The sequence below is a fragment of the Streptomyces sp. NPDC043685 genome (genome assembly GCF_056436585.1).
In genome coordinates, this window is the sequence record NZ_JBWKCH010000003.1 from 296656 (window position 1) to 310051 (window position 13396).

Annotated in this window: 11 protein-coding genes and 1 pseudogene; 4 read left to right on the plus strand and 8 right to left on the minus strand. The window is 71.5% G+C overall.

All coding sequences use genetic code 11. From position 1 onward, the window contains the following. Window positions 1–11 precede the first annotated feature (11 nt). Window positions 12–437, minus strand: a complete 426-nt coding sequence (locus AC0665_RS10540) for a MarR family transcriptional regulator (protein ID WP_366049904.1) — start codon at window positions 435–437, stop codon at window positions 12–14. Window positions 438–652: 215 nt separating this feature from the next. On the opposite strand from AC0665_RS10540, the gene AC0665_RS10545 reads away from it, so the two are divergent. The 4 genes from AC0665_RS10545 to AC0665_RS10560 are packed head-to-tail and all read left to right on the plus strand — an operon-like array spanning window position 653 to window position 4435. Then, window positions 653–1570, plus strand: coding sequence for an SDR family NAD(P)-dependent oxidoreductase (locus AC0665_RS10545; RefSeq protein ID WP_478606236.1), 918 nt, complete (start codon window positions 653–655; stop codon window positions 1568–1570). Window positions 1571–1581: 11 nt separating this feature from the next. Then, window positions 1582–2457, plus strand: a complete 876-nt coding sequence (locus AC0665_RS10550) for an amidohydrolase family protein (protein ID WP_478606234.1) — start codon at window positions 1582–1584, stop codon at window positions 2455–2457. 10 nt (window positions 2458–2467) lie between these two features. Further along, the gene (locus tag AC0665_RS10555) at window positions 2468–3970 is read left to right on the plus strand and encodes an acyl-CoA synthetase (protein WP_478704821.1); all 1503 of its coding nucleotides are present in this window, start codon (window positions 2468–2470) and stop codon (window positions 3968–3970) included. 9 nt (window positions 3971–3979) lie between these two features. Next, window positions 3980–4435, plus strand: a complete 456-nt coding sequence (locus AC0665_RS10560) for a MaoC family dehydratase (protein ID WP_363116884.1) — start codon at window positions 3980–3982, stop codon at window positions 4433–4435. Here the strand turns inward: AC0665_RS10560 and AC0665_RS10565 are convergent. From AC0665_RS10565 to AC0665_RS10595, 7 genes and pseudogenes are all read right to left on the minus strand, one after another. Then, a complete protein-coding gene (locus tag AC0665_RS10565; RefSeq protein ID WP_478508944.1) occupies window positions 4426–5217 on the minus strand; it encodes a PaaX family transcriptional regulator in 792 nt (263 codons plus the stop codon). The two genes, AC0665_RS10560 and AC0665_RS10565, sit on opposite strands and share 10 nt — an antisense overlap. Before the next feature lie 93 nt (window positions 5218–5310). Continuing rightward, window positions 5311–5634 (minus strand): annotated as a pseudogene (locus AC0665_RS10570) (histidinol-phosphatase); the annotation flags it as partial. 106 nt (window positions 5635–5740) lie between these two features. Beyond that, complete coding sequence (locus AC0665_RS10575; RefSeq protein WP_478704822.1) at window positions 5741–7564, minus strand: LamG-like jellyroll fold domain-containing protein; 1824 nt, start codon at window positions 7562–7564, stop codon at window positions 5741–5743. Window positions 7565–7598: 34 nt separating this feature from the next. Continuing rightward, window positions 7599–10571, minus strand: a complete 2973-nt coding sequence (locus tag AC0665_RS10580; RefSeq protein WP_478704823.1) for a glycoside hydrolase family 2 TIM barrel-domain containing protein — start codon at window positions 10569–10571, stop codon at window positions 7599–7601. After that, window positions 10568–11437, minus strand: coding sequence for an alkaline phosphatase family protein (locus AC0665_RS10585; RefSeq protein ID WP_478705031.1), 870 nt, complete (start codon window positions 11435–11437; stop codon window positions 10568–10570). The genes AC0665_RS10580 and AC0665_RS10585 overlap by 4 nt, the downstream gene beginning before the upstream one ends. 179 nt (window positions 11438–11616) lie before the next feature. Continuing rightward, window positions 11617–12465: a carbohydrate ABC transporter permease gene (locus tag AC0665_RS10590; protein WP_468632339.1), complete on the minus strand. Its 849-nt coding sequence runs from the start codon at window positions 12463–12465 to the stop codon at window positions 11617–11619. After that, window positions 12462–13346, minus strand: coding sequence for a carbohydrate ABC transporter permease (locus AC0665_RS10595; RefSeq protein ID WP_468633137.1), 885 nt, complete (start codon window positions 13344–13346; stop codon window positions 12462–12464). Before AC0665_RS10595 ends, AC0665_RS10590 begins: the two co-directional genes overlap by 4 nt. Window positions 13347–13396 lie beyond the last annotated feature (50 nt).

A 13396-nucleotide genomic window follows, 5' to 3' on the forward strand; every position in this document is an offset into this window, starting at 1 on the left:
TTTGCACAACATCAGTTCAGGCCGTCCTCCGCGATCCGCAGCAGCAGCGCGTGCAGGGTGTCCCGCTCGGCCGGGTCCAGCGGGCCCAGCAGTTCGCCGGTCACCCGCAGGCCGGCCTCGTCGGTGTCGCGGAGGAAGTCGCGCCCGTCGGCGGTCAGGACGACGATCCGGCTGCGGCGGTCGTCGGGGGAGGGCCGGCGCTCGGCGAAGCCGAGCTTCTCCAGGTCGTCGACCAGGCCGACGATCGCGCTCGGGTCGTACCCGAGGCGCGCGCTCAGTTCGCGCTGCAGGGCGCCTTCGGTGCCGGCGAGGAAGCGCAGCACCGCGTAGTGGCGCAGGCGCAGGCCCGACTCCTGGAGGCAGGCGTTGAAGAGCTGCCCCGAGCGCAGGCCCAGGCGGTACAACAGATAGCCCGTGTCGGAGTGCAGTCCGCGCATCCACGGCTCGTGGGCGTCGATGGGCTTCGCGGAGACGTTCTGGCGTGTGATGGCGGGCTCCCTGTGCTCGGTGCTGCGGCGTGCTCGGTGCTGCGTCCTGGAGATTCCAGCATCCCGCACCCAAAGGTCACCAACAACTATTGACGACAACAATTATTGCTCTTAGCTTCGATCTCGCAGTCGAACCCGTGTCACCCGTGCGAAGGGACCCGCCCGTGCCCACCATCGATCTCTCCGGCAAGGCCGCCGTCGTCACCGGCAGCGGTCGCGGCCTCGGCCTCGCCTACGCCCACGCCCTGGCCGCACACGGCGCGTCCGTGGTGGTCAACGACGTCGACGAGGCGGTGGCCGAGGCGGCCGTGAAGTCCCTCGTGGAAGCGGGCGGCAGGGCCGTCGCCGAGGTCGTCCCGGTCGGCACCGCCGAGGCCGCCGAACGGCTGGTGAACCGCGCGGTCGAGGAGTTCGGCCGGCTGGACGTGCTCGTCACCAACGCGGGCATCCTGCGCGACAAGGTCCTGTGGAAGATGACCGACGAGGACTTCGACGCGGTGATCACCACCCACCTCAAGGGCACCTTCACCTGCGCCCGCGCCGCCGCCGTCCGGATGCGCGAGCAGGGCGAGGGCGGCTCGCTGATCCTGGTCGGCTCCCCGGCCGGGCAGCGCGGCAACTTCGGCCAGACGAACTACGCCGCCGCCAAGGCCGGCATCGCCGCCATGGCCCGCACCTGGTCGATGGAGCTGGGCCGCGCGAACATCACGGTCAACGCGATCGTGCCGGTCGCCGCCACCGCGATGACCGAGACCATCCCGGCCTTCGCGCCCTACATCGAGGCCATGAAGGGCGGCGAGCCGCTGCCGGACTTCCTGCGCAAGGGCGAGGGCTTCGGCACCCCCGAGGACTGCGCCGCGCTCGTCCCCTTCCTCGCCTCCGAGGCGGCGCGCGGCATCACCGGGCAGGCCATCGGCATCGGCGGCGACAAGGTGGCACTCTGGTCGCATCCGCAGGAGATCAGGGCGGCCTACGCCGACGGCGGCTGGACCCCGGACACACTGGCCGACGCCTGGCCCACCTCGGTCGGTGCCGAGCTCCAGTCGGTCGGCATCCCGGCGCCGAAGTTCCCGGAGGCGTGATGGACCCCTCTATGAACGTCGACGACCTGGTCGCGATCGACGTCCACACCCACGCCGAGGTGTCCTCCCGGGGCCACTCCTCCCTGGACGACGACCTGCACGACGCCTCCTCGGCCTACTTCAAGGTCGAGGGCAACCGCAAGCCGACCCTTGAGGAGACGGCCGCCTACTACCGCGAGCGGAACATGGCCGCCGTGATCTTCACGGTCGACGCCGAGTCCGCCACCGGCACCCCGCCCGTCCCGAACGAGGAGGTCGCCGAGGCGGCCGCCGCCAACGCCGACGTCCTCATCCCCTTCGCCTCCATCGACCCCTTCCGGGGGAAGGCGGGCGTCAAGCAGGCCCGCCGTCTGGTCGAGGAGTACGGGGTGAAGGGCTTCAAGTTCCACCCCAGCATCCAGGGCTTCTTCCCCAACGACCGCGCGGTCGCGTACGACCTGTACGAGGTGATCGAGGAGACCGGCGCGATCGCCCTCTTCCACACCGGTCAGACGGGCATCGGCGCCGGCGTCCCCGGCGGCGGCGGGATCAGGCTGAAGTACTCCAACCCCCTCCACGTGGACGACGTGGCGGCCGACTTCCCGCACCTGAAGATCATCCTGGCGCATCCGTCCTTCCCCTGGCAGGACGAGGCCCTGGCCGTCGCCACCCACAAGCCGGGCGTGCACATCGACCTGTCCGGCTGGTCGCCGAAGTACTTCCCGCCGCAGCTCGTGCAGTACGCGAACACACTGCTGAAGGACAAGGTCCTCTTCGGCTCCGACTTCCCCGTCCTCACCCCCGACCGCTGGCTCGCCGACTTCGGCAAGCTGACGATCAAGGACGAGGTCCGGCCGAAGATCCTCAAGGAGAACGCGGCCCGTCTTCTCGGGCTGACGACACCGTAAGGGGCGTGACATGCGCAACGAGGGACTGGGGTCGTGGCCCGCACGCCGGGCCCGCAAGACCCCGCACCGCACCGCCCTGATCCACGGCGACACGTCCGCCGACTACGCCACCCTGTACGCCCGCACCACCCGCCTGGCCCACGCCCTGCGCGCCCGGGGCGTGCGCCGCGGCGACCGCATCGCCTACCTCGGCCCCAACCACCCCTCCTACCTGGAGACCCTGTTCGCGGCCGGCACACTCGGCGCGGTCTTCGTCCCGCTGAACATCCGGCTCGCAGGACCGGAGATCGCCTACCAGCTCGCCGACTCCGGCGCCCGGGCCCTCGTCTACGGCCCGTCCTACGCGGGTCTGGTCGCGGGCCTGCCCGGCAGCACCGACGTACGCGTCTACCTGGAGGCCGGCACCGAGTACGAGGCGGCCGTTGCCGAGGCCTCCGGGGAGCCCATCGACGAACCGGTCGGCCCCGACGACACCTGCATCATCATGTACACCTCGGGCACCACCGGCCGGCCCAAGGGCGCCATGCTCAGTCACGGCAACCTCACCTGGAACGCGATCAACGTCCTCGTGGACACCGATCTGATCGCCGACGAACGCGCCCTGGTCTCCGCCCCGCTGTTCCACACCGCGGGACTGAACATGCTGACCCTGCCGGTCCTGCTGAAGGGCGGCACCTGCGTCCTGGTCGACGCCTTCGACCCTGACGCCACCTTCGACCTGATCGAACGGCACCGGATCACCTTCATGTTCGGCGTGCCCACGATGTTCGACCAGGTGGCCCGCCACCCCCGCTGGCCGGACGCGGACCTGTCCTCGCTGCGCATCCTCACCTGCGGCGGTTCCCCGGTCCCCACCCCGCTGATCGCCGCGTACCAGGAACGCGGCCTGACCTTCCTCCAGGGCTACGGCATGACCGAGGCCGCTCCCGGCACGCTCTTCCTCGACGCCGAACACGCCGTCGACAAGGCGGGCTCGGCGGGCGTCCCGCACTTCTTCAGCGACGTCCGCGTCGTCCGGCCCGACCTGACGCCCGTCGACGTCGGCGAGGTGGGCGAGATCGTGGTGCGCGGGCCGCACGTCATGCCCGGCTACTGGGGGCTGCCCGAGGAGACGGCCGCGTCCTTCGTGGACGGCTGGTTCCGCAGCGGCGACGCCGCCCAGGTCGACGAGGACGGCTACGTGCACATCGTCGACCGCATCAAGGACATGATCATCTCCGGTGGGGAGAACATCTACCCCGCCGAGATCGAGGACCGGCTCCTCGCCCACCCCGGCATCGCCGAGTGCGCGGTGATCGGGGTGCCGGACGACAAGTGGGGCGAGGTGCCGCGCGCGGTCGTCGTGCCCCGCGAGGGCGTGGCCCTCGACCCCGACGAGGTGCTCGCCTCACTCGCGGGCCGCCTCGCCAAGTACAAGATCCCCAAATCGGTGGTCCTCGCGGACGAACTCCCGCGCACCGCCTCCGGAAAGCTCCTCAAGTCCCGTGTCCGTACGCGCTACGGCAAGCAGTGAAGGAACCGCATGAGCCTCACCGTCAACGGCCTCGACGAACTCAAGAAGCTCGCCGGCAGCGACCTCGGCACCAGTGAGTGGATCGAGGTCACCCAGGAACGCATCGACACCTTCGCGGACGCCACGGGCGACCACCAGTGGATCCACGTGGACCCCGAGCGCGCCAAGGACGGCCCCTTCGGCGCCCCCATCGCGCACGGCTACCTCACGCTCTCCCTCTTCATCCCCCTGTTCACCGAGCTGCTGGACGTCCAGGGAGTGACGACGAAGGTCAACTACGGCCTCAACAAGGTGCGTTTCCCCTCCCCGGTGAAGGCCGGATCCCGCATACGGCTGGTCGCGAAGCTCGCCGAGGTCGAGGAGGTGCCGGGCGGTGTGCAGATCACCGTCGAGGGTGCCATCGAGATCGAGGGCGGCACCAAGCCCGCCGCGGTGCTGCAGAGCCTGTCGCGGTTCTACGCCTGAGGACGTGCGGGCACCAGGTCCAGAAGGCGTTCCGAGGCCTCGCGCGCGAGGGGCGAGAGCCGTTCGTGCACGACCCGGAACGTCTTCTCGGCTTGTTCCGCCGGCCAGTCGTCGGGCAGGTGCTCCACGGGCAGCCGCGGGTCGCGCCGGACGATCTGAAGCCACTCCGTCTGGAGGCGCAGCCGCAGCACGAGGGCGTCGCCGGGGTCCGGCAGCTCGTCCTCCCAGGGGTGCCAGCGCCGCGCGAAGCCCGCGTAGCTCCCGGCCAGGTCGGACAGCTCCCAGGTCTCCTCGATCATCCGCCCGATGTCCATCCCGGCGTCCGCGTGCGCCCGGAAGACCTTCACATGCGCGGACAGACCGAGCTCGGCCACCAGGGCCGACACCTCCACCGCCCCCGGGGCGATCCACAGGCCGTTGAACAGCGGCCCGAAGCCGCTCCAGGTCAGCCGGGAGCGCAGGTCGTGGCGCTGGCGCTGCCAGGACTCGGGCAGGGAGAAGCCGAGCAGGGTCCAGCTGCCGTCCCACCGCCGGTTGACGGCGCCGGTCTCCCAGATGCGCCGCTCGCCGTCGCGCAGCACCGCCTCCGAGCGGCCGGTCAGCCCGAAGTACACCCGGCGGCCCTCGCGCTGGCGGCGCAGCAGATCACGCCCGGCCATGCGGGCCAGGGTCGAGCGGGTCGCCTGCTCGCCGACCCCGGCCCGGGCGAACACGTCGATGACGCTGCCCGAATACACGCACACGTCACGGCCGAGCACCTGGTCGCCCAGGAACGTCAGCATGAGGGACTGGGGCCGCAGCGGCTCTTCACCGGTCACGCGGCCACCGTACCTCCGCTCGATCCGTCGGTGACCTGCTGGTACGCGGGGTCGGGAACCCTCGACGTCGACGAACACCGGGTTCGAGCAGAACCAGGTGTCCGCCCACGGGCCACCGTCCCCGGGCGGGTGCGGAACCGGCCCGTGCGGGTCGACCGACGCGCCGAGGAAGCCGGTGCCGTTGCGGTTTCCGTCGCCGCCGCGCAGCCGGACGTGGAAGGACTCCTCGCCGGCGGTCAGCGGGACGCGCAGGGTGTAGGTGCCCGTGCGGCCGGACACGTCCTGCGTCCGGACGACCCGGGTGTCCGGGACCTTCCAGGTGTCGCGGTCGGTGACCGGCCCGCGCACCGCGCCGCGGATGACGTCCACGTGCGCCAACTCGGCAGCCCGCGGCGGGACAGGCCTTGCGGATCGAGAGCGGCGGAGGACACGGACGGATCGGCCCGGCTGGGCAGCTGCTGCGCGGATCGGCAGGCCCTTCGGGATCTCAGTGATTCATGAAGGAGGTGACGGGCAGGGCCCGGGCGACGATCCGGACGTCGCCGAGCCGGCCGTGGAGGATCTGGTCGATCTTCCCGCCGTACTCGTAGCCGCCGAGCAGCCACGGCAGACCCACGGAAGCGATGCCGACCGAGGGCGCCTTGGGGTTGCGGACCACCGGACAGCCCTCGACGTACAGCGTGGTGTGCCGGCCGTCGTTGACGACCGCCAGGTGCCACCAGGTCTCCAGCGGGGTCTCCTGGCCCCAGTTGGTGGCGATGCCCTGCTGGTTGAGCGGGCGCATCGCCCACTGCGGTTCCCGGTCGTTGGACAGCGACAGCGTGGCCAGCGGCTCGTCCGGGTCGTCGGCGCTCTTCCCGGCGGCGCCGCCCGTGCCCGTGCGGGAGACCAGACCCGACCAGGCGTGGTGGTGCGGGTCCCAGTCGGCGGGCAGCCGGTAGAACGCCTCGATGGTGTAGCCGTCCTCGAAGGTGGCCCGGTTGAGCGGGGCGGCGTCGACCGTGCGCAGGTAGGCGCCCTTCAGCGGGGACTTGAAGCCCTGGAACTCCAGGCTGCCGTGGCCCGGCTGGTCGGGGTGGTGGTCCGCCGACCAGCCCAGCGCGCCGCCGCCGACCGTGACGAGGGAGAGGTCGTTCCCCCGCCCCGACAGGTCGCGGACCGTGCCGTCCACCGGCTTATCGAAGCGCCAGTACGCCACCGTGCCCGGGACGAGCAGCTTCGCGGCGGGACGCGCGGCACGGGCGGGCACGGGCGCGAAGCCGGAGAAGCGCTGCTCGAAGTCGATCTCGACGGAGAACCGGTCGGCGTCACCGCTGAGTTCCATCTCCTGCCGCTCCAGCTCGTTGAGCCCCTTCCCCGCCCGGCCGAGGACCCAGGGCGACACCGTCTCCACGTCGATGACACCCCGGTCCAGGTCGAAGCGGTACAGGCGGATCATCGCGGCGCCGCCGAAGTAGCGGTTCTGGTAGTTGGTCAGATGCAGGTGCACCTCGTGCCCGGCCGCGTTCTTCCGGATGGCGCGGGCGGCCGGCCAGTAGTGGCCGCCCAGGGCGAGGAAGATCTGGTCGTGGTCCTCGATCAGCCGGTCCCACAGCTGCTGCCCGTAGTCGGACAACGTGTCGTCCTCGACGACCAGTTCGTGGGTCGTGAGGATCACCGGCGTCCTCGGGTGCCGGGCCAGCACGTCCTTCGCCCAGGCGAAGCCCTGCGGCGACAGCCGCCAGTCCAGGGCCAGCACCAGCCACTCCCGGCCGCCCGCGGTGAACCGGTGGAAGGTGTTGTAACCGTCCGGGGAGGCCCCGCCGAACGTCCGCAGCCCCTTGAACCGCCGCGGCCCGAAGGCGCCCAGGTACGCGGTGGCTCCCCGCTGGTCGGTCGTCGACGACTTCACGTCGTGGTTGCCCGCCAGGACGCTGTAGCCGGCGCCGCGCCGGTCCAGCAGCCGGAACGCCTCCCCGATCGCGGCGAATTCCGCCTCCGCGCCGTTCTGCGTGAGGTCACCCAGATGGGAGAGGAAGACGATGTTCTCCTCCCGGCCGTGCTCCAGCAGATAGCGCAGCGAGGCCTCGACCGGCGCCTTGTCGATGCTCGGACCGTCGAAGAGGTACTGCGTGTCCGGCATCACGGCGAGCGTGAACCGGCGGCTGTCCGGGTCGGGGCGCCACGCCGGGGCCGCCTGCGCGGTGACGGCGGGCAACGCGGTCACGGCCGCCGCGGTCGCGCCGAGCAGCGCCGTCGCCCGCAGGAAACCGCGTCGTCCGGCGCCGGCCTGGGGCGCCTCGCCCGGGTCGTGGTCATGCGAAGTGCACACGGGTGCTCCAAGAGGTGACTGAGAGGGGAGGAGATCACAGGACGCGCAGGGTCCAGCTCCAGCGATGGACACCGGCCGCGACGAGGTAGGAGGCGAACGTGTCGGGCCCGCACGAGGCCGTGCCCAGCCCGCGGTGCGCCGCGTCGATGTGCACCACGCACCCGGACCGCGGCACCAGTTCGTCGTGATGCGCGACGGCGGCGAGGTCCGCCGCGCGATGCCGGGTGACGGAGACCTGGCGGGGCCGGTCCAGCCGCACCGCGAGACCGGTGGCGTCGGGCGCGGACAGCGTGAACCGCCGTACCCCGTGCCGTCCGCCGCTCTCCTGCGGCCGCAGATACGGCGTGAACAGCTCGTCCACCGGGAGACGGTGGTGGCCGACGGGCGCGCCCGCGGCCCGGTCCGGGTACGACTCCCAGGGCCCCTGTCCGAACCACTCCAGCAGGTTCAGCCCGGCGACCGTCTCGAACACGGTCCCCACCCGGGCCACGTCGTGCAGCGTCTCGGGCAGCTCGGCGCACTCCTCCACGAGCAGCCCGGCCTGCACGGCCGTCAGCACCTGCTCGTGCCGAACCGTCCCGCCCGCGCAGAGGTAGTCGGACACCACCGCCACCCGGCCCGGGTCACGCCGTACGGAGACGACCTCGCGGACGGGCGCCTGGAGCCCCGAGTCCCGCCAGCGGGCCGCCATGCCGCCCAGTTCGTCGTTGTCGGTGGGCGCCCGCCACAGGGACAGCGTGGGCGCGGCCGTCAGCAGCGGATGGACCAGCAGCCCGTCCCCGTCGACCTCGACCGGACCGCCCGGGACCCGGGTGTGCGTCACCGGCGGTGCCGCCCGCAGCCGTACCCGCGGCAGGCAGACGACCGTGCCGCGCGGCGCCCAGGGCTCGTCCCCGGCCGTCGTGACCCGCAGGGTCAGCCAGGCCTCGCCGCCGTCCTCGGGCAGCGCGAACGGCAGCGGCACCGCGGCCGTCTCACCCGGCAGCAGAGCGGGCAGTTCGGCCGGAGCCGTCAGGGTCGTGCCGTCGGCGAGGGACAGCTCCCACACGCCCGCCAGCCAGTCCAGGCCACGGAAGTGCTGATGGTTGCCCAGCACGACGCCCTCGTGCCGGAAACACTCGATGCGCACCGGGGCGGCGATCTCCCGGTGCTCGAACAGCACCGGCTTGGGGGTGCGGTCGGGGAAGACGACCCCGTCGGCGATGAAGGCACCGTCGTGGTCCGTCTCGCCGAAGTCGCCGCCGTACGCCCAGCGGTGGCCGGGCGCGGCGACACCGTTGTCACAGAGCCCGGCGCCCCCACGCCCGGCCGGTCTGCCGTCGTTCACACGCTGGAGGATGCCGTGGTCCCAGAACTCCCAGATGAACCCGCCCTGAAGACCCGGCGTGGCCTCGATGGCCGCCCAGTGGTCCGCCAGCGTGCCGTTGCTGTTGCCCATGGCGTGCGAGTACTCGCACTGGATGAGCGGCTTGGTCTGGGTGCCGGACAGGGCGTGGGCCAGGCACTCCTCCAGCGAGGCGTACATGGGGCAGGCGATGTCGGAGGCCAGGTCCGGGTCGGCCCAGCCGCGCTTGGCCGCGCCCTCGTACTGCACCGGGCGGGTCGGGTCGTACCGGCGCACCCAGCCCGCCGCCGCGTCGTGGTTCGCGCCGTAGTCGGACTCGTTGCCCAGCGACCAGACGATGACCGAGGGGTGGTTCCTGTCGCGCAGCACCATCCGCGCGACCCGGTCCACGAAGGCGTTCAGATAGCGCGGGTCGTCGGCGATCTCGTGCGCGTGGTCGTGCGACTCGATGTCCGCCTCGTCGACGACGTAGAAGCCGAGCTCGTCGGCCAGGTCGTACAGGGCCGGATCGTTCGGGTAGTGCGCGGTGCGGATCGCGTTGAAGCCGAACCGCTTCAGCAGGACGAGGTCGGCGCGCATGTCGTCGCAGGTCACCGTCCGCCCGGTCAGCGGGTGGAAGTCGTGCCGGTTGACGCCCCGGACGAACACGCGCTCGCCGTTGACCAGCAGGTCCCGGCCGGCGATCTCGACGTCGCGGAAGCCGACCCGGTGCCGGGAGGTGTCGGCCACGGTGCCGTCGGCGCGGTGCAGGCGGACGGTCAGGCCGTACAGCTCGGGCGTCTCGGCGTTCCAGGTGCGCACCTCCGGTACGACGGTGCGCAGCCGGGCCTCGCCGAGGAAGCCGGAGACGCGCTCGTCCTCGGCGTTGGCCCGGTCGAACTCCGCGTCCCGGGTCAGCGGGCGCCCGTCCAGCTCCCCGCTCACGTACCAGCCCTCGGGCAGCGCCCCGCCCGCGTCCCGCACCCGGCACTCCACCAGCAGGTCGCCGTCCCGCCGGGCCCGCACGGTCACGTCCGCGAAGTGCAGCGGGTCGACCGCGTACAGCAGCACCGAGCGGGTGATCCCGCCGTGCCACCACTGGTCCTGGTCCTCGATGTGCGAGGCGTCCGACCACTTCACCACGGTCAGGCGGACGGTGGCCCTCCCCCAGCCTTCGGCCGGGGGGACCCCCATCTCGCTTCGCTCGCCGGGGCGCACCAGGCCCGTCAGGTCGAACTCGGCGGCCAGGTGCGAGTCCTTGGAGATCCCGGCGGGCCGCCCGTCCACATGGACCAGCAGCACGCTCTCGGCGGCCCCGACCTGGAGCACGATCCGCCGCCCGGACCACTCGGCCGGCACGTCCACGGAACGCTCGTACACCCCGGTCGGGTTGGCGGCGGGCACGTGTGGCGGGTACTGCGCGAACGGCATGCGGACGTTGAGGTACCGGGGGAGATCGCGGGTGTCCTGCATGGTCCACACACCGGGGACGTACGACGACGACCAGGCCTCCCCGAGCGGGGCGTCCGGCGAGGGCAGGAGCTGGAAGCGCCAGTCGCCGTCCAGGCGGACGGCTCCGGCACGCCGGTCGACGGCGTTCATCGGCAGCCGTCGCCACGAGGTCACCTCCGGGGCTTCCCAGGGGCGCAGGGCGAGCAGGGGGTCGGGGGGTGCGTCGGTCATGGCCGTTCCGGGGATCGTGGGCCGGACCGGAGCAGGACGCGCCCCTGAAGGCCCCAGGCGGGGTCGACGGGGATGCCGAGACGGTCCAGGACGGTGGGGGCGATGTCGATGAGGCGGGGTGTGTCGAGCCGGGAGCCCGCGGGCACGCCGGGTCCTGCGAGGACGACGAAGACCTCCCGTTCGGCAGACGAGTCGCCGCCGTGGCCACCGGAGTCGAGGTGCCCGTGGTCGGTGGTGACCAGCACGGTCCACTGCTCCTCGGCGCGCCCCGGGTCCGCGCGCCGGGCGTTGATCGCCTCCAGCAGCCGCCCGAGGTGGGCGTCCTGGTCGAGCAGGGCCCGGTCGTAGGCGGGGGAGAGGGGGCCCGTGGCGTGGCCGGCCTCGTCGGTGGCGCCGAAGTACACGAACAGGGCGTCCGGGTCGCCCTCGGTGAGCCAGCGCAGAACGGTGCGGGTGACGCGGCGGTCCGCGGTTTCGTAGCCCTTGCGTTCGCCGTTGTGGCGCACCCGCCGGCCGATGGCCCGGCCGAGGGTGCCCCGGCGCACCAGGGCCGGCCAGGACACGGCAGCCGCCGTGCGCAGACCGGGCCGGGCGCGGGCGGCGCGGGTGAGGAAGTCGGGGTAGCGGGCGTAGTCGGCGCCTTTGAAGTCGTTGCCGGTGACGCCGTGGCGGTCGGGCCAGACCCCGGTGAGGATGCTCGACCAGCCGGGTCCGGAGTCGGTGCAGGCCGTGCCGGACGCGGGCTCGTCGTCGGCTCGGCCGTACGGCAGCAGGCTCGTGCCGACGGCGCCCGCGGCCATCAGCGCGTGCAGCACCGGGGCGTTGGCCGGCGAGCGGGTCAGCCGGTCGTGGCGCAGGCCGTCCATGCCGACGACGAGTACCTTGGGGCGTCGGCTCTGGGTGTTGACGTCCGTCACTGGGTGCCTCTCCGCTGTGGTCCTACGAGCTCGGGACCGACTGCCGGTTCTTGGCTGCGCCTCCGCTGTGGCTGGTCGCGCAGTTCCCCGCGCCCCTTCGGGGCGCTGCCCTGACGGGGCGAGGGGGGTCAACTGCCCTGCACCGCCCCCTCCGTGGCGCCCGCGATGAACCCGCGGGCGAAGATCGTGAAGACCACGACCAGTGGCACGGACGCCATGAGCACGCCGGCCATGACCATGCTGTAGTCGGTCGTGTGGCCGACGTGGAGCTGGGCCAGGGCCACCTGGAGGGTCAGGTGGGTGGGGTCGTTGAGCACGACCAGGGGCCAGATGTAGTCGTTCCAGGCGCCGACGAAGGCGTAGATGGCGAGGAAGGACAGCGCGGGCCTGATCATCGGCAGCACGATGTTCCAGTACGTGCGGAAGAATCCCGCGCCGTCGATGCGCGCGGCGTCGAGCAGCTCGTCCGGCACGCCGTTCTCGATGTACTGGCGCAGCCAGAAGATGCCGAAGGCGTTGGCGAGGGCGGGCAGGACCAGGGCCTTGAGCGTGCCGACCCAGCCGATGTCGGACATGAGGATGAACTGCGGGAGCACGGCCAGCTGGAGCGGCAGCATCATGAACCCCACCAGCAGGGCGAACAGCGTCTTGCGGCCGGGGAAGTCGAACTTGGCGAAGACGTACGCCGCCAGGGAGTCGACGAACAGGACCAGGACGGTGGTGACGGTCGCGACGACCAGGGTGTTCAGCATCGACCCGAAGAAGTCGATGGTGTCCAGCACGTGCCGGACGTTCTCCAGCAGGTGGGAGCCGAACGTCAGCTTCGGCGGGCTCTTGTAGATGTCCTCGGTGGTGTTCGTCGCCATGACGATCGTCCACACGAACGGGAAGACCGAGATCAGGACGGCCAGGACGAGGACGATGTGTGCGGTCAGGCCCCTGGGGCGCCGTGACCGCCTCGGAACCACTGCGGTCATGACTTCCTCCCGCGCTGGACGATCCGCCAGTTGACGACGACCAGCACCATGATCAGTACGAAGAAGGCCCACACGATGGCCGCGCCGTAGCCGTAGTCGTTGTTGACGAAGGCCGACTGGTAGAAGTACAGCAGCGTGGTCAGGCCGGCCTGGCCGGGACCGCCGAGGTTGGGGTTGGCGGCGTTGCTGCCGAACAGGACCTGGGGTTCGCTGAAGCTCTGCAGGCCGTTGATCGTCGAGATGATGACCGTGAACAGGATGATGGGCCGCATGATCGGCATGGTGATCCGGAAGAACGTGCGGACCGGCCCGGCGCCGTCCAGCCGGGCCGCCTCGTAGATCTGGGCGGGGATGGCCTGGAGGCCCGCCAAGTAGATGATCATGTTGTAGCCGGTCCACATCCAGGTCATCAGCAGCGCGATGACCAGCTTGATCAGCCACGGGTTGCTCAGCCACGGCACGGGCGGGATGCCGACCGTGCCGAGGATCGCGTTGACCAGACCGAAGTTGTTGCTGAACACCGCGCCGAAGAAGATCGACACGGCGACGATCGAGGTCACGTTCGGTACGTACAGGGCGATGCGGTAGAAGCCCTTGAAGCGTCGCACCGAGTGCAGCAGCGTCGCCAGCACCAGGGCGCCGAACAGGGTGGGGACGGTGGACAGCACCCAGATCACCAGGGTGTTGCGGATGGACAGCCAGAAGACCGGGTCGTCCCACAGGAACCGGAACTGCTGCAGTCCCACGAACTGCACGGTGCCCAGGCCGTCCCAGCGCTGGAAGGCGAGGTAGAGCGAATAGAAGACCGGGAAGAACGAGAAGACGCCGAAGATCAGGAAGAAGGGTGAGATCGCCAGGTACTGCCGCCAGTGCGACAGCACCCCGCGACGCGCCGGCCGCACGGCGTCCGCGGGAGGCGTGCGCCGCGGGC